We start from the raw sequence: 21,791 nt of genomic DNA on the forward strand, positions 1-21,791 counted from the left end.
CGAATCCCGTAGGGGTCATTGAAAAACTGATAACAATCTGTTATCAGTTTTTTTGCGTTTAAAATCATTTGTATATGATCATAGAAAATATTATTTTGATATAACGATTTTAAAAAGACAATTTCCCTTGAAACCATTGATACCGCTTACATCTACTCTCTTTTACCCGAACTTCATTCCGCTAAATTATTAATAAATAAATAACTTTTTTTAGAAAAATTTTAGAAAAACTTACTAGTTTCTTGTCGTTTGTTGTTGGAAAATCAGTCGATTAGTGTCCTATTTTGTTGGAATATGACCTTTAATAGAAACTAACCTCATTTGTTGTCAGAAAAGATAAAAAAGTATTTCGAGGAATATGATGCAATTGCGCTTATAATTGGTCTTTGAAATACATATTTTCATTGAGGATGAGGAGAGCCATGACAGTAAACACTTTTTTTCCAACTGATTATCAGCTGCACTTATTTCATGAGGGCAGCTACTTTCAAAGTCATCAGCTTTTTGGCGCTCATATCTTAAGAAATTCCAATCAAGTATACACCCGATTTTGCGTATGGGCCCCCAATGCTATTCATGTGAGGCTGCTGGGCGATTTTAATAACTGGAATGGTGATGGATATGAACTGCAAAAGGTTAATGATGAAGGAATATGGATTATTGTTGTCAATCAAGATCTTGGGGGAAACATTTACAAGTATGAAATTATTTCACAAACAGGAGAGAGGCTGCTGAAGGCAGATCCGTTTGCCTTTTATTCGGAAGTAAGACCCGATACCGCATCCATCGTTTATTCCCTAAACAATTATGAATGGAATGACGCACATTGGATGAATCGCAGGGAAAAAAAGAACATCTTATCAGATGCGGCCATTATTTATGAGGTACACCTAGGATCCTGGAAGAAGCATGACAATGGAGACCACTTAACCTATCTTGATTTAGCTTCAGAACTAATTCCTTATGTATTGGAGCATGGCTTTACGCATATTGAAGTCTTACCTATAGTCGAGCACCCGCTTGATGCCTCTTGGGGATATCAGGGGACCGGTTATTTTTCAGTGACATCTAGGTTTGGTACACCTGATGACTTTAGATACTTCGTGGATCAGTGTCATCAGCATGGTATAGGTGTCATTCTGGATTGGGTTCCAGGTCACTATTGCAAGGATGCACACGGTCTTTATCGCTTTGATGGAACACACATTTATTCTTATAGCAGCGCCCAAGACAGGGAAAACGTCATATGGGGGACGGCCAATTTTGATTTGGGAAAAGGTGAAGTACAAAGCTACCTTATCTCAAACGCTCTCTATTGGATTGACTATTTCCATATTGATGGCTTTCGAATGGATGCTGTTGCGAACATTATCTATTGGCCAAATTCAGCCGGGGGAAAACGTGAGAATCCTTTTGGAATTCAATTTTTAAAAAAGTTAAATAAAGAGATCAATGAGTACAATCCCCATTTTCTAATGATTGGTGAGGATTCTACAGAGTTCCCAAATGTAACAGCGCCAGTCCCCTATGGCGGTCTTGGTTTTGATTATAAATGGAATATGGGCTGGATGAATGACATGCTTGAATATATGGAAACACCTCCATATGCACGCTCACAGGTTCATTCAAAGGTTACCTTTTCGTTTTTATATGCATTTTCAGAAAACTTTATGTTGCCATTTTCTCATGATGAAGTAGTCCATGGGAAAAAGTCACTATTAGATAAGATGCCGGGGGATTATTGGGAAAAGTTTGCCCAATTAAGACTGTTATTAGGTTATATGTTTGCCCATCCAGGAAAGAAACTACTATTTATGGGATTTGAATTTGGACAGTTTGCAGAATGGAAAGATAAAGAACAACTAGATTGGCACTTACTGGAATATGACATGCACCGTAATTTAAACACATATGTAAAAGTAATAACTAAACTTTATAAACGTTCGAAAGCACTGTATGAATTGGATCATTTGCAGGATGGATTTGAATGGATTGATGCCAATAATAGTCATCAATCGATTTTCTCCTTTATTCGAAAGGGAAAAAAGGCAGAGGAGTTTTTACTTATTATTTGCAACTTTACAGGAGTGAATTATCCGGTATATAAAATCGGTGTCCCTAAAGAAGGCGAGTATCGAGAAATTTTAAATAGCGACCAAGAGGAATACGGCGGGGCTGGTTTAACGAATAAGAAAACCATTTTGTCCAAAGATGAGCCATTCCATGGCCAGCCATTCTCAATAGAAGTGACAATTCCCCCGTTTGGTTTTCAAATGATCAGACCGGTTAAAAAACGAAAGGAGCGAAAAGGAAATGGGAAAGAAAAAGTGCGTAGCCATGTTGTTAGCAGGAGGGAAAGGAAGCAGACTTAATTCGCTGACAAGAGATTTGGCGAAACCAGCTGTTCCATTCGGCGGGAAATACCGAATCATTGATTTTACCTTAAGTAATTGCACTAATTCGGGCATTGATACTGTAGGGGTTTTAACGCAGTACCAGCCGCTTCTTTTAAATTCCTATATTGGAATTGGCAGTGCCTGGGATCTTGACCGTAAGGATGGCGGGGTGACCGTTTTACCGCCATATAGTGAGTCTTCGGAAGTAAAGTGGTATACAGGAACAGCAAGCGCTATTTATCAAAACTTAAATTATCTGAAACAATATAACCCGGAATATGTATTAATCCTTTCAGGCGACCATATTTACAAAATGAATTACGAGAGCATGCTCGAATATCATATTGAAAAAAGAGCGGATGTGACGATTTCCTTAATAGAGGTACCATGGGTTGAAGCCAGCCGGTTTGGAATCATGAATACAACCGACGATATGAGAATTACAGAGTTTGATGAAAAGCCTGCTAATCCCAAAAATAATCTAGCTTCCATGGGCATTTATATCTTTAACTGGAATATACTGAAGGAATATTTAGAAATGGATGAGCGGAATCCAGAATCCAGCCATGACTTTGGGAAGGATGTATTACCGCTTCTTTTAGAGGAAAATAAAAAATTGTTTGCTTATCCATTTAAAGGTTATTGGAAGGATGTTGGTACAGTTCAAAGCCTTTGGGAGGCAAACATGGATCTCTTAGGTGAGGATTGTGAATTAGATTTATTTGACCATGATTGGAGAATTTATTCGGTCAATCCAAATCAACCGCCGCAGTATATTTCTTCGGACGCCATTGTAAGAGAGTCACTGATTAATGAGGGCTGTACCATCGAAGGGGAAATCGATAAATCTGTTTTGTTTCAAGGTGTAGCCGTTGGAAAGGGCAGTATGATTAAAGAATCTGTCATTATGCCTGACGCAATAATTGGAAAGAACTGTTTAATAGAAAAGGCGATTGTTCCGTGTGATGTTAATGTACCAGACGGGACAGTGATCCGTTCCCTTGATGACGAAATTATTCTTGTTACAGAAGAAATGTTAAAAGGACTTTATCCTGCATATTAAATCTCTTAATTGGATTTAGAAGAAAAACTGGAGGGAATTTGGAGTGAAAAGAAAGCTATTAGGCGTTATTGATGCCACTACTTACCATGAAGATTTAGAAGACCTTTTAACACATCGCTCACTTGCCGCGTTACCTTTTGCAGGTCGTTACCGCATTATTGACTTTGTTTTATCAAATATGGTGAATTCTGGCATTCGCAGTGTGGCGATTTTTCCAAAAATGCAATATCGCTCACTTATGGATCATTTGGGTTCAGGAAAAAATTGGGACTTAAATCGCAAGCGAGACGGCCTCTTCTTTTTCCCATCCCCCATTGTAGATAACGATGGCAATAAAATTGGCTCGTTTGAACATTTTGCGGCCAATATGGACTATTTTTATCGCAGTACACAAGAATATGCAATTATCGCTAACTGTAATACGATTTTTAATATGGATCTAAGACCAATATTAGATTGGCATAGACAGGCAAAATGCGATATCACCGAAATCCATCACCAGGATGGAAATTCAATGGAAATGTATATGGTCAAAACATCCCTACTCATTAAATTGATTGAAGGAAGACATGAAACAGGATATACCTGTATGAAGGATGTAGTAACTGCTATTCATAACGAATACTCTATTTGTCACTATGAATATGACGGCTATGCTGTAAAGATAGATTCGATTGAAAGCTATTTTTCTACTAGTATGAAACTGCTGCAGTCAGATGTGTGGAAGAAACTATTTTTAAAAGAGCAGCCAATTTTAACGAAAGTTAAGGATGAGCCGCCGACCAAATATGTGCAAGATTCCGTTGTGAAAAATGCCATGATTGCGAATGGCTGTTTCATCAGTGGAACGGTGGAAAATAGTATTATCGCCCGTGGGGTCAAAATTGGTAAAGGGGCGGTTATTAAGAACTGTATCATCATGCAAAAATGCCAAATTGAAGAAAATTGTTATTTAGATTCGGTGATTTTAGATAAGGATGTAAGGGTGGAAGCAGGAACCCAATTAACCGGAACTACCAAATCACCATATGTTATTCGTAAAGGGTTAAAACAAGGAGCGTTGATGAACTCGTGAAAGTATTATTTGCCGTATCGGAATGTGGGCCATTTGCTAAATCGGGGGGGCTCGCTGATGTTGCCGGTTCCCTTCCAAAAGAGCTAAAGAGCCAAGGAACAGACGTTAGAGTGATGGTTCCAAAGTATGGAACCATTTCTGAAGTATATAAACAAGAAATGAAAAAGGTCAAGGAGTTTACTGTCCCTGTTGGCTGGAGAAATCAATATTGTGGAATTGAGGAGCTTAGCTATCAGGGGATAACCTATTATTTCATCGATAATGAATACTATTTTAAACGAGATAATCTTTATGGCTATTTTGATGATGGAGAAAGATTTGCTTATTTTAATCGGGCCGTTCTTGAGACGTTGGCACAACTGGACTTTTTTCCTGATGTGCTTCATTGTCATGATTGGCATACGGCATTGATCCCATTCCTCCTTAGAACGGAATATTACAAGCGAAAAGAGTATGGGCAAATCCGGACAGTGTTCACCATTCATAACCTCCAATTTCAAGGGATCTTTCCAAAAGAGGCTCTCGGGGATTTGCTGGGAATCGATTACAATTCCTTTCACACCAGCTATTTGGAGTTTTTCGGGAATATCAATTTTATGAAGGGTGCACTTGTGGCGGCTGATAAAATTACGACTGTAAGTCCTACTTATAAAATGGAAATTCAAACTCCAGTTTATGGTGAAAAGCTTGATGGCCTGTTGCGGGAAAGAGATGAGGATCTCATCGGGATATTAAATGGCATTGATGAGGAATTTTACAATCCGGCAATTGACCCGCTCATTGATCAAAACTATAAAGCGGATACGATTCAAAAAAAGACAATCAACAAAAAAGAGATTCAAAAAAGATTTGGGTTGGCGCAAAGTGCCGGGACACCTTTACTCGTGATGATTTCAAGGCTTACAAGGCAAAAGGGATTAGAGTTGGTAAAGTGTGTCCTTCGTGAAATTTTGCAAGAGGATATACAGGTAATCATTCTCGGAACCGGTGATTATGAATATGAGGAACATTTAAGGCAGGCCGCTCGAATCTATCCTGAAAAATTAAAGGTTCATACTGGTTTTAATGAGGAACTTGCCCATAATCTTTATGCGGCAGCAGACTTGTTTTTAATGCCGTCTCAATTTGAACCATGTGGTCTTGGACAATTGATCGCGATGAAATATGGTGCCATCCCAATCGTCCGTGAAACGGGAGGCTTAAATGATACTGTAAAGGCATGGAATGAATTTACTGGTAAAGGAAACGGCTTTTCCTTCAGAAATTTTAATGCCCATGATATGCTTTTTACCATTCAAAGAGCGATTAGCCTTTATTATGATAAAAAGGGTTGGGAATCAATTGTCAAGCAGGCAATGGAAAAGGACTATAGCTGGGCCCAATCAGCATTTAGCTATAACCAGCTCTATGCTGAGCTTGTTTCAAGGAGTGAAACGCATGTTTTCTAGTACGTTAGAGTTTAAGAATACCTTTCTTAAAAGGCTTGAGATGCAGTGCGGGAAGAGTTTCTCAGAAAGTTCATCGAGGGATCATTATCAAACCCTCGGCAGTATGATTCGTGAGTTTGTTAGCAATGACTGGATCGCAACGAACGAACGGTATCTTGCTTCTGAAGGGAAGCAGGTCTATTACCTTTCAATTGAATATTTATTAGGCAAACTGTTAAGACAAAATTTAATTAATTTAGGTGTAGAGCATACGGTGCAGGTAGGGCTTCAGGACTTAGGGATTGATTTAGATGAACTGGAAGAATTAGAAGCAGATGCGGGCTTAGGAAACGGCGGCTTAGGAAGGCTAGCTGCCTGCTTTCTAGACTCGCTTGCCTCCTTGAATCTACCGGGTCATGGGCATGGTATTCGTTATAAACACGGCTTGTTTGAACAAAAAATTGTCGATGGCTATCAAGTGGAATTGCCGGAGCAATGGTTACGAAGCGGAAATGTTTGGGAAATACGTAAGGCGGATCGTGCGGTGAAAATCCCATTTTGGGGCAAGGTGGAGGCCAAGATGGAAAATGATCGCCTCGTTTTTCATCACCAGAATGCCGAAACCGTAACGGCTGTACCACATGATATGCCCGTAATCGGGTTTAAATCAAAAAACGTCAATACGTTAAGGCTTTGGAATGCGGAGCCTTCGCCATTTCCAATTCATAAGGATATTTTAAAATATAAGCGTGAGACCGAATCGATTTCCGAGTTTTTATACCCTGATGATACCCATGATGAGGGGAAAATTCTAAGGTTGAAGCAGCAGTACTTCTTGGTGTCGGCCAGCATTCAATCGATTGTAAGAACCTACCGGAAACAGCATACTAGCTTGGAGCAGTTCCATAAACATATTTGTATTCATATCAACGATACCCACCCTGTTTTGGCTATTCCGGAGTTAATGAGAGTCTTGATTGACGAAGAAGGCTATGATTGGGACAAGGCGTGGCATATAACGAAACATACCATTTCCTATACCAATCACACGACATTGTCGGAAGCGTTAGAAAAATGGCCTATACATATTTTTCGCCCGTTACTGCCAAGAATCTATATGATTGTTGAAGAAATTAACGAACGTTTTTGCCAGGAGCTATGGGAACAAGCTCCCGGAGATTGGCAGAGAATAGGTGAACTAGCTATTATAGCGGATCATTATGTAAAAATGGCCCATTTAGCGATTGTCGGCAGCTTCAGTGTAAATGGTGTAGCAAAGCTGCATACAGAAATATTAAAGAAACGGGAAATGAAACCATTTTATCAACTGTTTCCTGAGAAATTTAACAACAAAACAAACGGAATTGCCTACCGACGCTGGCTGTTAAAAGCGAATCCACCATTATCTGCACTTATTACAGACTCAATTGGACCTTCTTGGACTTATTCAGCAGAGGAGCTCAGCCAATTACTGAAGTATCAGAACGATTCTTCCTTTTTAGAGCAGCTGTTAAAAATTAAAAATGAAAATAAACAAAGGCTTGCCGATATTATTTTGGATAAAACAGGAGTAGTTGTTAATACAGGAGCCATTTTCGATGTTCAGGTAAAACGGCTTCATGCCTATAAGCGGCAGCTGTTAAATGTTTTGCACATTATGCATTTATATAACCGGATGAAAGAGGATTCAAACTTTTCAACAGCCCCAAGGGTGTTCATTTTTGGTGCGAAAGCATCACCTGGTTATTATTATGCGAAAAAGATTATCAAATTAATTAATACGGTTGCCGAGAAAATAAATAATGACCCAATAGTTGGCGATAAGATGAAAGTTATTTTTCTAGAAAATTATCGCGTTTCTTTGGCGGAAAAAATCTTTCCGGCATCGGACATAAGTGAGCAAATTTCTACAGCAAGTAAAGAAGCATCGGGGACCGGAAATATGAAGTTTATGATTAATGGTGCCTTAACGGTAGGAACCTTAGACGGCGCTAATATTGAAATTCGCGAACTAGTTGGCGATGAAAATATTTTTACGTTTGGATTAACGGCAGATGAGGTGCTTCATTATTATCAGCATGGCGGCTACCAATCGCGGGAGTATTATCATCATGATTATCGAATCAAACAGGCTGTCGATCAGCTTGTAAACGGATTTTTCCCAGGAGTTCAAAATGAATTTGAGCCGATATTTGATTCGTTAGTAGAGGAAAATGATCAGTATTTTGTTTTAAAGGATTTTGCCGCTTATACCGATATTCAAGGAAAAATTGGCGAAACATTTATGAATAAGAACAAATGGCAAAAAATGAGCTTAACGAATATTGCACATGCAGGTTACTTCTCAAGTGACCGAACGATTAAGGAATATGCGGATGAAATATGGGGTATAAACCCTCTTTAATAAAAAAAGCTTCTGCCGTGGCGGCAGAAGTTTTTGCTTTAAGAAAAATAGTGTCCGATAAAAATACCTACTGCAAGTAGAAATCCAAAAATCGTATTCGTCTGAGCCGTCGCAACCATCGCTGGTGCCATTTTGATTGGAATATTATTTGCGATGAACCCTTTGGTTGCCTTAATCGCTTTTGGAGCACTTAGAATAACGATTGCTGTCCAAAATGGTGCATTACCACTAATGATGAGCCCTAAAACCCATAGATAAGAAAAGGTGAACATTCCAGCTAATAAATAAATAGCTTTCTTTTTTCCTAAAAGAATGGCAACTGTTTTCCGGCCATTTTCTTTATCACCGTCAAGGTCACGGATATTATTGGATAACATAATCATTCCAACTAATATCATACTTGGAACGGAGACAAGAATGCTTGTGCTTGTTACTGTCCCAGTTTGAATAAAGAAGGAGATTAAAATAATCAACATTCCCATAAAGAAGCCGGAAAAAACTTCACCAAATGGTGTATAGGCAATTGGGAACGGGCCTCCGGTATAAAAATAGCCGACAGCCATACAAACCAATCCAACAACGGCTAGCCACCAGCTGCTATTCGCACAAATATATACTCCTAATAATAAAGCAATCCCGTAAAATCCAAAAGCAAGGTTGATGACCGTTTTTGGCTTAATCCCATCACGGACAATCGTTCCGCCAATCCCAACCGAGTGTTCAGTGTCAAGACCGCGTTTGTAATCAAAGTATTCGTTAAACATATTGGTCGCTGCTTGAATCAAGATGCTGGCGACCAGCATTGCAGCAAAAAGGCCGAGATGAAAATGATCGTGTTTAAGTGCCAATGCTGTACCAAGTAAGACGGGTACAAACGAGGCAGTTAATGTATGTGGACGGGTCATTTGCCACCAAACCTGAAAGCCTCGGTTTGATGCAACGGCAGGTTTCGAATGATGCTGTAAATTTGGCTGCATATTCTTCTCTCCCTTTTTAAAAATTTTCTCTATCTTTATATGAATGTCAACGTTTAAACATTTAGGTTTGTTGCCCAACCATTAGTGTATGAAATTCCACTATTAGTGTCAATGGGTTTTTGAATCATAACCGGAAGATTCTCCCTGCTTGATTATTATCGAATGGTTAGTGGGAAAATGAAAAGAGGTAAAAAGCTATTTTCAACCTAATTGTAACAAATTTGATATATAATAAGGAATGAAACGGTATTGGTAGTGACAACTATTATTGACTTCTTTACAATGGGAGTAGTAATTTAAAAGTATTAAAATGAATGGATAACAGTCATTTCGGCTGTTTTGGAGGGATTTGTTTGATTACCATTCAAGAAACAGAAATAAAAGAAAGAGGTCTTTTGGCTGTAAATCGTGCCAAGGAACTTGGCCGGCCTATATTAATAAGTGAAGTCCATCATATTGAAGCGATTAACCCTTTATCCTTTTTTAACATAGGAAAAGACCGCTATTGTGGGGAACGTTTTTTCTGGAAAGACCCAACAAACGAGATTGTGCTAATTGGGCTTGGAATTTCAAAACAAATTCAGTCGGATCAGGCTACTGACCGCTTTTTTCATGTTGAAAGAGAGTGGAAGAGCTTTTTAGAGGATAGCATCATTTTTAATCCATATTCAAAAATGGCTGTTGGACCTCTTATGTTCGGAGGATTTTCCTTTGATCCCTATAAAGAGAAAACGGAACTGTGGTCCAAATTTGCTGATTCTTTGTTCCATATTCCCAAATATTTAGTGAGTATTTTAGATGGTGAGACCTATTTAACCACCAATATCGTCATTACACCAAATGATGATTTCTCGCTCTTTAGTAAGGTTTTGGAAGAAAGAAATCAGCTCCTTCATTCACTAAAACAGGATCATGGGGCAAAGTCTGCTGTTTTATTGGAAACAACCGAGATTTCACCTGAAAGGTGGAAGCAGGCTGTTGATGGAGTTGTGAAAGAGTTAACAAACGGCCCATTAAAAAAAGTCGTCCTTGCCCGTGAGCTCCGGCTATCCTTTACAAATAAAGTGGAGGCAGAGGCAGTGCTGGGAAATTTATATACACAACAGCCGGCAAGCTATATCTTTGCGTTTGAATCAAATGGAGATTGTTTTATTGGTGCAACACCTGAGCGGCTGGTGAAAAAGCGAGGGTCTGAAGTGTTTTCTACCTGCTTAGCTGGCTCGATCTCACGCGGGATCACTGAAGAGGAAGATCGGATATTAGGGCAAACCTTATTAAATGATCAGAAAAACCTGATTGAACATGGGTTTGTGGTTGAAATGATTAAGGAAGCTTTAGAAGAATCATGTGAAGAGATTATTCTGCCGGAAAAACCGCAGCTTTTGAAAAATCGGGATATACAGCATCTTTATACACCTGTTATCGGAAAATGTAGCAATGATGCGTCATTACTCTTATTGGTTGAAAGGCTTCATCCAACGCCTGCGTTGGGAGGTTTGCCGAAGAAAGCAGCAGTTGAAAAAATAAGACAAGTGGAGGACCTAGACCGCGGCTTCTATGGCGCGCCTCTTGGCTGGATTGATTATAAACAAAATGGTGAGTTTGCTGTCTCCATTCGCTGTGGACTCTTGCAGGGTGACGAAGCATCGTTGTTTGCCGGCTGTGGTGTCGTAGCCGATTCGAATTCAGAAAGTGAATATTTGGAAACAAGTTTGAAGTTTACACCAATGCTTCGAGCTCTTGGGGGAAAATAATATGAATCATCAGGAATCATTAACAGCTTATATAGCAGCATTCATTTCAGAACTCGTTTTAACAGGGGTAACCGATGTTGTCGTCAGCCCAGGTTCACGCTCTACTCCTATGGCGATGGTGATGGCAGAACACCCTGAATTAAACGTTCATATTCATGTAGATGAACGTTCTGCAGCTTTTTTTGCCTTAGGAATTGCCAAGGCATTGGATAGACCAGTTGCCATGCTTTGTACATCAGGTACTGCAGCAGCCAACTATTTTCCAGCGATTGTCGAGGCGAGATACTCACGAGTTCCCCTAATCGTGCTAACGGCAGACAGGCCGCACGAACTTAGAGAAGTGGGAGCACCGCAGGCAATCGATCAAATCCATTTATATGGTCATCATGTAAAATGGTTTGCAGAAATGGCTTTGCCAGAGGATAACAATGAAATCATCCGTTACACCCGGACTGTTTGTGCTCGAGCAGCAGCCATAGCTGCTGCGGCTCCTGCAGGTCCTGTCCATTTGAATTTTCCGTTCCGCGAACCGCTCATTCCGAAATTGGATGATGCCCTTTTTCAACTATCGGAACGGCCAAAGGGATATGTCAAGGTTCATAATGGAGATTTAACGATTGATGATGAGCAGTTTAAAATGATTTCAGAAAAGTTAAATGGTAAGGAAAAAGGGATTATTGTTTGCGGAAATATCGCTGATGAAAGCTTCGCTAAAGCCGTGACTCAGCTTTCCGAGGCATTACACTATCCTATTTTAGCAGATCCGTTATCCCAATTGAGAAGCGGTACCCACAGTCACGATCATATTATTGAATCCTATGATACCTTTTTAAGGAATGAAGAGGCAAAAGGTTTCCTTAAGCCAGATGTAGTTTTACGATTTGGGGCGATGCCTATTTCTAAAGCGTTAACCATTTTCTTAAAAGAAAATCATTCGGCAGATCAATTTATCATTGATGGCGGCGGGGACTGGCGCGATCCGGCAGCATTATCAACGAACATGATTTTTTGTAATGAAACGTTGTTTTGCGAAAAACTATTGGCTTTTGTTGGCAGCGGTTCGTCAGGAGAATATCTAGGCGATTGGAAAAAAGTTAATGCACTCACAAAAGAAAATATGACGCCCATTCGTGACATCGCGGAACTAAGTGAAGGCAGGTTGTTTTATCAATTAGCAGATATGCTTCCTGAAGGAGCCACTCTTTTTGTTGGTAATAGCATGCCAATTCGCGACTTGGACAGCTTTTTCTTAAATAATAATAAATCAATTAAGGTTATGGCAAACAGGGGAGCTAACGGCATTGATGGTACGGTTTCAACGGCCTTAGGTGCGGCTTTATACTCCAAGTCCTTATATTTAGTTTTGGGCGATTTAACCTTTTTCCATGACTTAAATGGACTGATTGCAGCAAAGCTTTATGATATCGATATTCATATTATTCTTGTAAACAATAACGGCGGCGGTATTTTTTCCTTTTTAGCGCAATCAGAGCATCCGAAAAACTTTGAGCTCTTATTTGGTACACCGCTTACAATCGAATTCGAGCACGCTGTCAAGATGTTTAACGGAGAATTTATTAAAATAAAAGATTGGCAGCAGTTTGAATCGGAAATGATGAAGAGTGAGGGTCAATCCGGTATTCATGTGTACGAAATTGCGACAAAAAGAGATGAAAACCTCAAGGAGCACCGCGGTTTTTGGGCATCTGTTTCCCAGGAAATATCAAATTTTGTCAAAGGTGAGCGGTAATGGACATTAGTGTCGACGGAATTCGCTATCATGTGGAAGTTTGCGGTGAGGGGGAGGAAACACCACCGCTTGTCTTATTGCATGGATTTACCGGGGATTCCTCTACATGGAAACCATTTTTTGAGACCTCGGGGCAATATGCTATGTTAATTGCACCGGACATTATTGGGCATGGTAAAACAGAGTCTTCTGAAGATACGGAGCGCTACCAAATAGAATCTGTTGCCAAGGACTTAAATAGGATTCTTGAAGAATTAGCTGTTGAGCAAATAGATTTGCTGGGCTATTCAATGGGGGGCAGATTGGCACTTACTTTTGCTCTGCTTTTTCCACAAAGGGTTCGAAAATTAATTCTAGAAAGCGCCTCGCCAGGCCTAGAAAAAGAGGAAGATAGAAAACTCCGCCGAATGAACGATGCGAAACTGGCAAAATTTATTGTTGAGGATGGGATTAAGGGGTTTGTTGATTACTGGGAAGATATTCCGCTATTTACTACGATGAAGCGGCTTCCAGCAAGTGTTATTGAATCCATCAGGGCTCAGCGCTTAAATAATTCGGTTTCGGGGCTCGCCAATAGTTTGCTTGGAATGGGGACGGGCGCACAGCCTTCCTGGTGGGGTACCCCTTTAATGGAGCTTGATTGTGAGGTTTTGCTGATAACCGGTTCAGAAGATCATAAGTTTTGTGAGATTGCGGAGAGAATGCTGAAGTCCCTAAAAAAGGGCACTTGGATCGTCGTTGAAAACAGCGGCCATGCAATTCATGTGGAAGAATCAGAAAAGTTTGGTACAATAGTAAGTGACTTTTTGTCAAAAAAACGATAAAGGAGGATTTTATTATGACAGTAGAATGGGTTCCAGGACGTAAGTATGAAGAAATTTTATATGAGATATATAACGGAATTGCAAAGATCACTATTAACCGACCACATGTACATAATGCTTTTACACCTAAAACGGTTACGGAAATGTTTGACGCTTTTGCTCATGCACGCGATGATTCCAGCATTGGAGTGATTGTGTTAACAGGTGCAGGGGAGAAGGCATTCTGTTCCGGCGGTGACCAAAGTGTCCGCGGACATGGCGGCTATGTTGGCGAAGATCAAATCCCGCGCTTAAATGTTCTCGATTTACAACGTTTAATCCGTGTAATTCCTAAACCAGTTATTGCAATGGTAAAAGGTTATGCCATCGGTGGGGGACATGTTCTACACGTCGTTTGTGATTTAACGATTGCGGCAGATAATGCGGTATTTGGACAAACAGGCCCTAAAGTGGGAAGCTTTGATGCCGGTTATGGCTCAGGCTATTTAGCTAGAATTATCGGTCATAAAAAAGCCCGTGAAATTTGGTATTTATGCCGTCAGTACAATGCGCAGGAAGCGCTTGATATGGGCTTAGTTAACACAGTTGTTCCTTTGGAGCAGGTGGAAGATGAGACCATTAAATGGTGTGAAGAAATGCTTGAGAAAAGTCCAACAGCGCTTCGTTTCATAAAAGCTGCCATGAATGCTGATACGGATGGATTAGCAGGACTTCAGCAATTTGCCGGTGATGCCACATTGCTTTACTATACAACGGATGAAGCGAAAGAAGGCCGTGATGCTTTTAAAGAAAAGCGCAAGCCCGATTTCGGTCAATTCCCGCGTTTCCCTTGATCAGTTAACAGCAGCTTGATGGTTTTGTTTCCATCAAGCTGTTTTTATATAATGAGAGTGGTTCTACGTGACCGGAACAAGGTCTGGAAACGAAAAAGGTCACGTAGAGTGGTTCTACGTGACCGAAACGAGGTTTAGAAACGAAAAAAGATAACGTAGAATAGTCCTACTGTGACTGAATAAAGAGTTTTTCAAAGGGATGTTAAAAATGTCAAACGAAACCATGCCAAATTTTTTAAAGAAAAGAGCATTTCTCACTCCAGACCGGACTGCGGTATATTTTCAGGAGCATACCGTAACATTTAGTGAACTATATCATCGCTCCCAGAAAGTCGCGGGGCAACTCCAGACTCTAGGGATAAAAAAAGACCAATTTGTAGGGGTATTATTAAAGAATCACCTTGATACTGTGGTAATCTTATTTGCTCTTCAGCTCATAGGTGTGAAAGCAGTAATTTTAAACAATCGGTTAACAGCCGCTGAAATTGCTTGGCAATTAACAGATTCCAAGGCATCATTTCTCATTATTGAAGATGCTTTTGCCAAAATGGAACTTGTGCACCTGATCTCGCTTAAATCCATTACGAAAGAATCCCTTTTTCAATTAGAACCAATGGAACAAATAATCCAAGACGAAATTAGTCTTTCTGATATCTGTACCATTATGTACACTTCAGGTACAACTGGAAAACCGAAAGGTGTCATACAGACATACGGGAACCATTGGTGGAGTTCTGTCGGCTCCGCATTAAATTTAGGCCAAATGGAAAGTGATTGCTGGCTTTGTTCCGTTCCGTTGTTTCATATTAGCGGCTTCTCCATCCTCATGCGCAGTGTCATCTATGGCATGCCGATTGTCCTTCATGACCACTTTGACGCAGAAAAAACAATTGCAGATATTCAGGCAAAAAAGGTAACGATTATGTCAGTGGTTGGCACAATGTTAACAGGTATAGTTGAAGCACTTAACGACAGAAGGCTTTCGAATCATTTTCGCTGCATGTTGCTCGGAGGCGGTCCTGCTCCATTACCATTACTGAACGCTTGCGTGGAAAAAGATATCCCTGTCTTTCAGTCGTATGGCATGACAGAATCCTCCTCGCAAATTGTGACTCTTTCACCGGAATATAGCCTGACAAAGCTTGGCTCAGCTGGAAAAACGTTGTTCCCATCTCAGCTTATCATTGTAAAGGACAATGGGAGCCCGGCCGAAGCGGGAGAAGCAGGCGAAATTATCGTAAAGGGCCCAAACGTAACACCGGGCTATTTATATCGTCCGAAAGCCACGAAAAAAAGATTTCGTGATGGCTGGTTTTATACCGGAGATATTGGTTATTTAGATGCCGATGGATTTTTATATGTTATCGATCGCCGTTCTGATTTGATTATTTCAGGAGGAGAAAATATCTATCCAGCTGAAATCGAAGCGGTATTATTAGCGCACCCTGCAGTTTCAGAGGTGGGGGTCACAGGCATTGATGATGCGAAATGGGGACAGGTACCGGTTGCTTTTATCGTAAAAAACAACGTAGTATCTGTGGATGACCTTCAGCAATTTTGCCTAAATAAACTTGCCAGATACAAGGTGCCAAAAGTTTTCTATTTTACTGAAAAGCTCCCCAGAAACGCTGCTAAAAAACTATTAAGGAGAACACTGCGAGAGTGGGTGAAAGACATTGAATATAGCCGAAATTGAGCTCTATGTTATTCAGATGCCGCTAAAGTCACCGTTTGTAACCCATCTGGAAGCAGTGAATGACCGTAAGGGGATCATTGTAAAAGTTACCTGCAAGGATGGCGTTTCTGGTTTTGGTGAAGGAGTGGCTTTTTCTACGCCGTGGTATACCGAGGAAACAGTAACAACCAGTTTACATATGTTAAAGGATATTTTGATTCCTTTGTTGCAAAAACATCCAATCAAACATCCTGAGGAGGCCTCAAAACTTTTTAGCTCAATCAGAAGAAACAATATGGCAAAGGCGGCGCTAGAAACAGCTTTATGGGATTTATATGCGAAATCCCAGACAAAGCCTCTTTCAAAAATATTAAACGGTACACGCCCAGCCATTGCTTCTGGAGTGGTGGTCGCAACAGACTCCACGGTAAAAGCAATACAGCAAATTGAGCAATATCTTGAGCAAGGTTATCAGCGGATTAAAGTGAAAATAAATCCCAACCAGGATTACGCCTTTCTTGCAGAAATCCGCCGCCACTATCCCGACCTGCCCATCATGGCAGACGCCAATTCCTCCTACTCGCTTCAGGACATTGATCGCTTAAAAGCATTGGACGACTTGAATCTAATGATGATTGAGCAGCCGCTGGCACATGACGATATCATCGAACATGCCCAGTTGCAAAAAGAAATTCGTACACCTATTTGTTTAGATGAAAGCATTGTCACTTTTGAAGATGCACGGAAAGCGATAGAGTTCGGGAGCTGTAAGGTGATCAATATTAAAGTGGGCAGGGTTGGCGGACTTTATGAAGCGAAACGGATTCATGATTATTGTTTTGAAAAAGGGATCCCGGTTTGGTGCGGAGGAATGATTGAATTTGGAATTTCACGCGTGCATAATATTGCACTAGCCTCCCTCCCTGGTTTTTCCATTCCGGGGGATATATCTGCATCAAGCCGTTTTTGGGAAGAAGACATTATCACACCTGAAGTTACTGTTGAAAATGGGTTTATTACAGTACCGGAGAGCCCGGGTATCGGATACGAAATAAATGAAAATAGGCTTCAGGAAGTCTTATTAGCAAAAAAAACATTTACTTTCCCCAAATAAAAAACCAGGCAAAGTAGTTTGCCTGGTTATAATCTCACGATAATTCATTCGCTTCAAAAGTTTGACAATCGGTTTCTTTGCTATTACCCGCCGTATCACCCGTATGACTGACAACGTAGATACGGTCGGCACTGCATTTGTTTCCATTTGCCCAGAATGTGCAGTTATTTACTTCACACAAAACATCCTTAGCCATTCGTATCACTCCTTAAAGTGGATCGGTAATACAGTAATAGCATGTGAAATTAAACAACACTTCAATCCTGTAAGTAGCAGGAAACTGGGCAGGAAAATGGGAATGAACCCATTAATTATTTAACGCTGTTTTTAATGACTCTAGATTTTTCTTCATCAATGAAAAATAGGTTTCATTATTTGCAATGTTGTCTTTGGATAAAACAGACAAATTGTGAATCGGCAATGCCCGTGCTCCAATCTCTTTTTGGACGACCTTTCCTAGTTTTGACTTAACATTTTCTTCAAAAAGAATATAGTGTAAGCCGTCATGATCGGCAATTGAGATTATTTTTTCCAGTTCCTTTTGTGTCGGTTCATTGGTTGTTGAAAGCCCTGAAATACTGATTTGTTCCATGCCATAACGAGTTTCCCAATAACCGAAAGCGGCGTGGGTCACGATCATCTTTTTATGCTTCGCAGTTGAAATAGTTTGCTCAAATTCACTATTCAATGCATCTAATTCTTCTCCAAGCTTGTGATAATTTTCATTGAAAAGTTCTTTGTTTTGCGGCAGCTTTTTTATTAAAGCATCCCGAATAACTGCTGCCATTTCTTTTGAATAAACCGGGTCAAGCCAAACATGCGGGTTGATATCTCCATGGTCATGGTCATCTACCTCATCAGAATGAGTTTCTTTTGGCAATTGCAGTTGATTGGCCGTAGGCACTATGGTGACATCCTCGTTTTTTAATGTCCCTTTAGCCTTTTCCACAAAGCCTTCAAGTCCGAGACCTATATAGAAAAATAAGTCTGAATCAGCCAAGTTCATCATATCCTTTTGCGATGGTTCAAATGTGTGTTCATCGGCACCTGGAGGATAGATGGTTTTTACGTCTACATATTTTCCGCCAATTCGTTCAGCAAAATATTGAAGTGGGAAAACAGTTGTATAAACGGTTAATTGATCCTTCTTTTTTGCTGGCTGTTTATCATTCGAACAAGCGGAAAGAATAATGCTTAATGGCAGCAAAACAGAAAGAATAATGATGAATTTTTTCATAAGGACTCCTTAAAATGATATTTAAATCGGACTTATTACGATTTGTATTCGAAAAATTTTTATCATTCAGAAAAGAAATAAGTGCATAATACGGAACGATTCCGATTTCCATATGTATCTTACAAAAAAAAAAGCCTAAATGCAAGTATAATATTTGTTTCAAACAAGGAATATTATGTATTCTTATATAGAAAGGTGGAATATATATGACAATATTAAATGAAATTTTAGACTATAATCAGCAATTTGTAGAAGACCATGAGTATGAGAAATATGAAACAACGAAATTTCCGAATAAGCGGATGGTTATTCTTACCTGTATGGATACACGCTTATTGGAACTATTACCGAAAGCATTAAACTTGGGAAATGGGGATGCAAAGCTTATTAAGGATGCCGGTGCACTTGTTACACATCCTTTTGGAAGTGTGATGCGAAGTATTCTGGTTGCGGTATATCAATTACAGGCACAGGAGATTTTGGTAATTGGCCACCATGATTGCGGCATGAGCGGTATGAAACCGGAACCTGTGATTGATAGTATGAAAGAGCGGGGGATTACTGATGAAACACTTGCCACTCTTTCCTATTCCGGCATCGACATTGAACAGTGGCTACAAGGATTCGAAAATGTGAATGACAGTGTTGCACACAGTGTAGATATGATTAAACATCATCCATTATTGCCAAAGGGTGTTCCTGTTCATGGATTGGTCATTGATCCGAAGACTGGAAAGCTTGACCTAGTAGTAGATGGGTATCAGGTTTAATCCTTCTTTTTTTCCGGAACTGGGTCAAATCCTCCGGGATGAAAAGGATGACATTTTAAAATCCGCTTCATGGCCAGCCAGCCGCCTTTTACAGCGCCGAAGCGTTGAACCGCTTCAAAGCCATAATGCGAACATGTGGGATAAAATCGGCAGGTGGGTGGTTTTAAAGGTGAGATGGCCACTTGATAAAAACGAATAATCGAAAGAAAGATTTTTTTCAACATCATCATCGCTCCTTACATACCAACATACCATAAATCAATATGTTCGTCTAAATTGTTAAATATAACTATATGGATGAAAAAAGTCGGGATTTATTGTATGATTGTAAATAGATAAGAAGAGGAGTGATATTGATGCCTTCAGTTGAAAGCTTTGATTTAGATCATAATGCCGTTAAGGCTCCATATGTAAGACACTGTGGTGTTCACAAGGTAGGAAGCGACGGTATTGTTAATAAATATGATATTCGGTTTTGCCAGCCAAATAAACAGGCGATGAAGCCTGATGCGATTCATACACTTGAACATTTGTTAGCCTTCAATATCCGCAAGCATTCGGAAAAATATGACCACTTTGACATTATTGATATTTCACCAATGGGCTGCCAAACTGGCTACTATTTAGTTGTAAGCGGCGAACCGACGGTAGAGGAAATTATTGATCTACTTGAAGATACCATGAAGGATGCGGTTGAGATTATCGATATTCCAGCTGCAAATGAAAGACAGTGCGGTCAGGCGAAGCTCCATGATTTAGAAGGTGCCAAGCGGTTAATGCGATTCTGGCTTGAGCAAAGTAAAGAAGAATTAAAGCAAGTGTTTGCTTAAAGTAAAAATTCCTATTCATATTGAATAGGAATTTTTTTACGCCCTCTTATGGTCTTGGTCAGGTTCTTGTCGATTGTTGGTCTGATTTAAATATGGATTGTCTTCTAATGGATCCACGCTATGTTTATAATCGTATGCTTTTGATGTTGTAATGACCGCTAGAAGTAAAACGACGATAACAATAATAATACCGACTACCATCACAATATACATTCCTCTTCCCCTCCCTATCACATATTGTATCATGAATATTGACAAATTTGCGTAAAAAAAGGAGGCTTTAACAGCCTCCTGAATAATAGTATGTAAAATCAATGTATATTTCGAGGATAATACGTATGTGTTCGATGCTGTCCGTACTCTTCTTGGGCAAATTTACCTTTCAGGCTTTCAATGAGGTATAACCCCATTAAATCGTATAATTCTTGTTTATCCATTTCTTGAATTAATGCAAGAAGATCTTCATGGGACATTTCTTCTAAAAAGGCAAATGTCAGCATGTCAATATCCTCTTCATCACCTGTTAACTTGTTTCGGTACATTTCATATAATTCATCGACTAATTTCATTACAACACCTCCATATTAAATATATTGTTACTTATTGGATACCCATAAAAGGAGAAAAAAATCCCTGTCTTTCCATCCCTGAATTGACTGAAAACTCTGTTTCTTTGATTGTATGTTTATTATAGCGTATTCATTTCTAAAAAATGAGTCGAAATTTGAAAAAGAATAAATTTTTTCTATTTGTACATTACTAAAGAGTAAAAGGGGATGATGCAATGGATGGACAAAAGAAATCCTATTATATTGACGTTGGAACAGGACATATAACAAGTAATGCGACGAGTTCTACTTGGAGCTATAAAATCCAAGCCACTGATGAAGAGATAACCCAGTTACGCGAGTTGTTTAATCAAAACTATTCAACAGAGTGGAAAAACTTCTTTCGTACCCATATTCCATATTTGGAATATCATCACGATAAAGAAAATGATGCCTATGATAGCACAATTCACCAAGTATATGGTATGCTGCATAAACTTGGTGATGATGAGGCAAAAAGCCATATTGAGAGCATGAATATATTACCCAAATAACAAATCAGGGAAATCCGCTACTTTAGGATTTTCCTTTTTTTAATTATAATTATATCATTAAAGGAAAAACTGGGGCGGTATTAATGAAACAATTTATCGATCGTAATGGAAATAAGGTAGAATTGGTTTTTTCTCATGATGCCTTCGAACAGGAAGCCATGCATGTATTGGTCATTTGCCAGTATAAGGATGGTTGGATTTTAACTAATCATAAACAACGCGGTCTTGAATTTCCCGGCGGTAAAGTGGAAATGGGGGAAACGCTGGAGGAAGCAGCAAGACGCGAGACATTAGAGGAAACAGGTGCCATTCTTGGCAGCCTTCAAGTTATTGCTGAGTATAGGGTTACTGACCCAAAAGGTTCTTTCGTAAAGGCAGTTTTTTGGGGGCAGGTTGAAAGGGTTATGGAAACCAACTCTTACTTTGAAACAAATGGCCCTGTTGTTATCAAGGGAAATCTTTTGCAGCAGCGTTTTCGGGACGAATTCAGCTTTATCATGCAAGATGAAGTCATCGAGGAATGTATAAAACAAATCCTCACAAAGGAATAGTTTTCATCA

Annotated in this window: 21 protein-coding genes; 15 read left to right on the plus strand and 6 right to left on the minus strand. The window is 39.7% G+C overall.

What is annotated here, in order from left to right:
- Nucleotides 1-422 precede the first annotated feature (422 nt).
- From glgB to BABA_RS17195, 5 genes are read left to right on the plus strand one after another with little or no spacing between them, the layout of a single operon-like run.
- Nucleotides 423-2,372, plus strand: a complete 1,950-nt coding sequence (glgB, locus tag BABA_RS17175; protein ID WP_007086485.1) for a 1,4-alpha-glucan branching protein GlgB — start codon at nucleotides 423-425, stop codon at nucleotides 2,370-2,372.
- The gene (locus BABA_RS17180; RefSeq protein WP_007086486.1) at nucleotides 2,314-3,459 is read left to right on the plus strand and encodes a glucose-1-phosphate adenylyltransferase; all 1,146 of its coding nucleotides are present in this window, start codon (nucleotides 2,314-2,316) and stop codon (nucleotides 3,457-3,459) included. Before glgB ends, BABA_RS17180 begins: the two co-directional genes overlap by 59 nt.
- Before the next feature lie 43 nt (nucleotides 3,460-3,502).
- Nucleotides 3,503-4,534, plus strand: coding sequence for a GlgC family sugar phosphate nucleotidyltransferase (locus BABA_RS17185; RefSeq protein WP_007086487.1), 1,032 nt, complete (start codon nucleotides 3,503-3,505; stop codon nucleotides 4,532-4,534).
- Nucleotides 4,531-5,982: a glycogen synthase GlgA gene (glgA, locus tag BABA_RS17190; protein ID WP_007086488.1), complete on the plus strand. Its 1,452-nt coding sequence runs from the start codon at nucleotides 4,531-4,533 to the stop codon at nucleotides 5,980-5,982. The genes BABA_RS17185 and glgA overlap by 4 nt, the downstream gene beginning before the upstream one ends.
- On the plus strand, nucleotides 5,972-8,365 hold the full coding sequence (locus BABA_RS17195) for a glycogen/starch/alpha-glucan phosphorylase (RefSeq protein WP_007086489.1): 2,394 nt from the start codon (nucleotides 5,972-5,974) through the stop codon (nucleotides 8,363-8,365). Before glgA ends, BABA_RS17195 begins: the two co-directional genes overlap by 11 nt.
- Nucleotides 8,366-8,403: 38 nt before the next feature.
- On the opposite strand, the gene BABA_RS17200 is transcribed toward BABA_RS17195, so the two are convergent.
- Complete coding sequence (locus tag BABA_RS17200) at nucleotides 8,404-9,342, minus strand: 1,4-dihydroxy-2-naphthoate polyprenyltransferase (RefSeq protein ID WP_007086490.1); 939 nt, start codon at nucleotides 9,340-9,342, stop codon at nucleotides 8,404-8,406.
- Nucleotides 9,343-9,695: 353 nt separating this feature from the next.
- Between BABA_RS17200 and BABA_RS17205 the strand changes: the two genes are divergently transcribed.
- The 6 genes from BABA_RS17205 to menC all read left to right on the plus strand — a co-directional run bounded on the left by BABA_RS17205 (nucleotide 9,696) and on the right by menC (nucleotide 17,292).
- Nucleotides 9,696-11,096 (plus strand): isochorismate synthase, encoded by a 1,401-nt coding sequence (locus BABA_RS17205; protein ID WP_007086491.1) that lies wholly within the window; start codon nucleotides 9,696-9,698, stop codon nucleotides 11,094-11,096.
- Between the two features lies 1 nt (nucleotide 11,097).
- The gene (menD, locus tag BABA_RS17210) at nucleotides 11,098-12,846 is read left to right on the plus strand and encodes a 2-succinyl-5-enolpyruvyl-6-hydroxy-3-cyclohexene-1-carboxylic-acid synthase (protein ID WP_007086492.1); all 1,749 of its coding nucleotides are present in this window, start codon (nucleotides 11,098-11,100) and stop codon (nucleotides 12,844-12,846) included.
- A complete protein-coding gene (gene menH, locus BABA_RS17215) occupies nucleotides 12,846-13,670 on the plus strand; it encodes a 2-succinyl-6-hydroxy-2,4-cyclohexadiene-1-carboxylate synthase (protein ID WP_007086493.1) in 825 nt (274 codons plus the stop codon). Before menD ends, menH begins: the two co-directional genes overlap by 1 nt.
- A gap of 14 nt (nucleotides 13,671-13,684) precedes the next feature.
- A complete protein-coding gene (gene menB, locus BABA_RS17220; protein WP_007086494.1) occupies nucleotides 13,685-14,503 on the plus strand; it encodes a 1,4-dihydroxy-2-naphthoyl-CoA synthase in 819 nt (272 codons plus the stop codon).
- A 208-nt stretch (nucleotides 14,504-14,711) separates the two neighbouring features.
- Nucleotides 14,712-16,199, plus strand: a complete 1,488-nt coding sequence (locus BABA_RS17225) for an o-succinylbenzoate--CoA ligase (protein ID WP_007086495.1) — start codon at nucleotides 14,712-14,714, stop codon at nucleotides 16,197-16,199.
- Nucleotides 16,180-17,292, plus strand: a complete 1,113-nt coding sequence (menC, locus tag BABA_RS17230; protein ID WP_007086496.1) for an o-succinylbenzoate synthase — start codon at nucleotides 16,180-16,182, stop codon at nucleotides 17,290-17,292. The genes BABA_RS17225 and menC overlap by 20 nt, the downstream gene beginning before the upstream one ends.
- 34 nt (nucleotides 17,293-17,326) lie before the next feature.
- On the opposite strand, the gene BABA_RS26690 is transcribed toward menC, so the two are convergent.
- Both BABA_RS26690 and BABA_RS17235 read right to left on the minus strand, forming a co-directional pair.
- Nucleotides 17,327-17,488 carry a DUF1540 domain-containing protein gene (locus BABA_RS26690; protein WP_007086497.1) on the minus strand — a complete coding sequence of 54 codons (162 nt, stop codon included), beginning with the start codon at nucleotides 17,486-17,488 and terminating at the stop codon, nucleotides 17,327-17,329.
- A gap of 111 nt (nucleotides 17,489-17,599) precedes the next feature.
- Nucleotides 17,600-18,529: a metal ABC transporter solute-binding protein, Zn/Mn family gene (locus BABA_RS17235; protein ID WP_007086498.1), complete on the minus strand. Its 930-nt coding sequence runs from the start codon at nucleotides 18,527-18,529 to the stop codon at nucleotides 17,600-17,602.
- Between the two features lie 206 nt (nucleotides 18,530-18,735).
- Here BABA_RS17235 and BABA_RS17240 point away from each other — a divergent pair, with 206 nt between their 5' ends.
- A complete protein-coding gene (locus tag BABA_RS17240; RefSeq protein WP_007086499.1) occupies nucleotides 18,736-19,299 on the plus strand; it encodes a beta-class carbonic anhydrase in 564 nt (187 codons plus the stop codon).
- Here BABA_RS17240 and yidD read toward each other — a convergent pair.
- Nucleotides 19,296-19,523, minus strand: coding sequence for a membrane protein insertion efficiency factor YidD (gene yidD / locus BABA_RS17245; protein WP_040346800.1), 228 nt, complete (start codon nucleotides 19,521-19,523; stop codon nucleotides 19,296-19,298). The genes BABA_RS17240 and yidD overlap by 4 nt on opposite strands.
- Nucleotides 19,524-19,655: 132 nt before the next feature.
- Between yidD and BABA_RS17250 the strand changes: the two genes are divergently transcribed.
- Nucleotides 19,656-20,129, plus strand: a complete 474-nt coding sequence (locus BABA_RS17250; protein WP_007086501.1) for an S-ribosylhomocysteine lyase — start codon at nucleotides 19,656-19,658, stop codon at nucleotides 20,127-20,129.
- A gap of 36 nt (nucleotides 20,130-20,165) precedes the next feature.
- Here BABA_RS17250 and ytzI read toward each other — a convergent pair whose 3' ends face one another.
- Together ytzI and BABA_RS17255 are read right to left on the minus strand one after the other, a co-directional pair.
- Nucleotides 20,166-20,342 carry a YtzI protein gene (gene ytzI / locus BABA_RS26695; protein WP_007086502.1) on the minus strand — a complete coding sequence of 59 codons (177 nt, stop codon included), beginning with the start codon at nucleotides 20,340-20,342 and terminating at the stop codon, nucleotides 20,166-20,168.
- 98 nt (nucleotides 20,343-20,440) lie between these two features.
- Nucleotides 20,441-20,698: a DUF6154 family protein gene (locus BABA_RS17255; protein WP_007086503.1), complete on the minus strand. Its 258-nt coding sequence runs from the start codon at nucleotides 20,696-20,698 to the stop codon at nucleotides 20,441-20,443.
- A gap of 215 nt (nucleotides 20,699-20,913) precedes the next feature.
- Here BABA_RS17255 and BABA_RS17260 point away from each other — a divergent pair, with 215 nt between their 5' ends.
- On the plus strand, nucleotides 20,914-21,231 hold the full coding sequence (locus BABA_RS17260) for a hypothetical protein (RefSeq protein ID WP_007086504.1): 318 nt from the start codon (nucleotides 20,914-20,916) through the stop codon (nucleotides 21,229-21,231).
- Nucleotides 21,232-21,314: 83 nt separating this feature from the next.
- Nucleotides 21,315-21,782, plus strand: coding sequence for an RNA deprotection pyrophosphohydrolase (gene ytkD / locus BABA_RS17265; RefSeq protein ID WP_007086505.1), 468 nt, complete (start codon nucleotides 21,315-21,317; stop codon nucleotides 21,780-21,782).
- Nucleotides 21,783-21,791 lie beyond the last annotated feature (9 nt).

This window comes from Neobacillus bataviensis LMG 21833 (assembly GCF_000307875.1).
GTDB lineage: Bacteria > Bacillota > Bacilli > Bacillales > Cytobacillaceae > Neobacillus > Neobacillus bataviensis.

Bases quoted from the DNA above. Each gene is read 5' to 3' on its own strand.
- glgB (WP_007086485.1), top strand. From the start codon at position 423: ATGACAGTAAACACTTTTTTTCCAACTGATTATCAGCTGCACTTATTT.
- ytzI (WP_007086502.1), bottom strand. From the start codon at position 20,342: ATGTATATTGTGATGGTAGTCGGTATTATTATTGTTATCGTCGTTTTA.
- BABA_RS26690 (WP_007086497.1), bottom strand. From the start codon at position 17,488: ATGGCTAAGGATGTTTTGTGTGAAGTAAATAACTGCACATTCTGGGCA.
- BABA_RS17250 (WP_007086501.1), top strand. From the start codon at position 19,656: ATGCCTTCAGTTGAAAGCTTTGATTTAGATCATAATGCCGTTAAGGCT.
- BABA_RS17225 (WP_007086495.1), top strand. From the start codon at position 14,712: ATGTCAAACGAAACCATGCCAAATTTTTTAAAGAAAAGAGCATTTCTC.
- BABA_RS17235 (WP_007086498.1), bottom strand. From the start codon at position 18,529: ATGAAAAAATTCATCATTATTCTTTCTGTTTTGCTGCCATTAAGCATT.
- BABA_RS17180 (WP_007086486.1), top strand. From the start codon at position 2,314: ATGGGAAAGAAAAAGTGCGTAGCCATGTTGTTAGCAGGAGGGAAAGGA.
- menB (WP_007086494.1), top strand. From the start codon at position 13,685: ATGACAGTAGAATGGGTTCCAGGACGTAAGTATGAAGAAATTTTATAT.
- menH (WP_007086493.1), top strand. From the start codon at position 12,846: ATGGACATTAGTGTCGACGGAATTCGCTATCATGTGGAAGTTTGCGGT.
- ytkD (WP_007086505.1), top strand. From the start codon at position 21,315: ATGAAACAATTTATCGATCGTAATGGAAATAAGGTAGAATTGGTTTTT.
- BABA_RS17255 (WP_007086503.1), bottom strand. From the start codon at position 20,698: ATGAAATTAGTCGATGAATTATATGAAATGTACCGAAACAAGTTAACA.
- menD (WP_007086492.1), top strand. From the start codon at position 11,098: ATGAATCATCAGGAATCATTAACAGCTTATATAGCAGCATTCATTTCA.
- BABA_RS17200 (WP_007086490.1), bottom strand. From the start codon at position 9,342: ATGCAGCCAAATTTACAGCATCATTCGAAACCTGCCGTTGCATCAAAC.
- BABA_RS17240 (WP_007086499.1), top strand. From the start codon at position 18,736: ATGACAATATTAAATGAAATTTTAGACTATAATCAGCAATTTGTAGAA.
- BABA_RS17195 (WP_007086489.1), top strand. From the start codon at position 5,972: ATGTTTTCTAGTACGTTAGAGTTTAAGAATACCTTTCTTAAAAGGCTT.
- yidD (WP_040346800.1), bottom strand. From the start codon at position 19,523: ATGTTGAAAAAAATCTTTCTTTCGATTATTCGTTTTTATCAAGTGGCC.
- BABA_RS17260 (WP_007086504.1), top strand. From the start codon at position 20,914: ATGGATGGACAAAAGAAATCCTATTATATTGACGTTGGAACAGGACAT.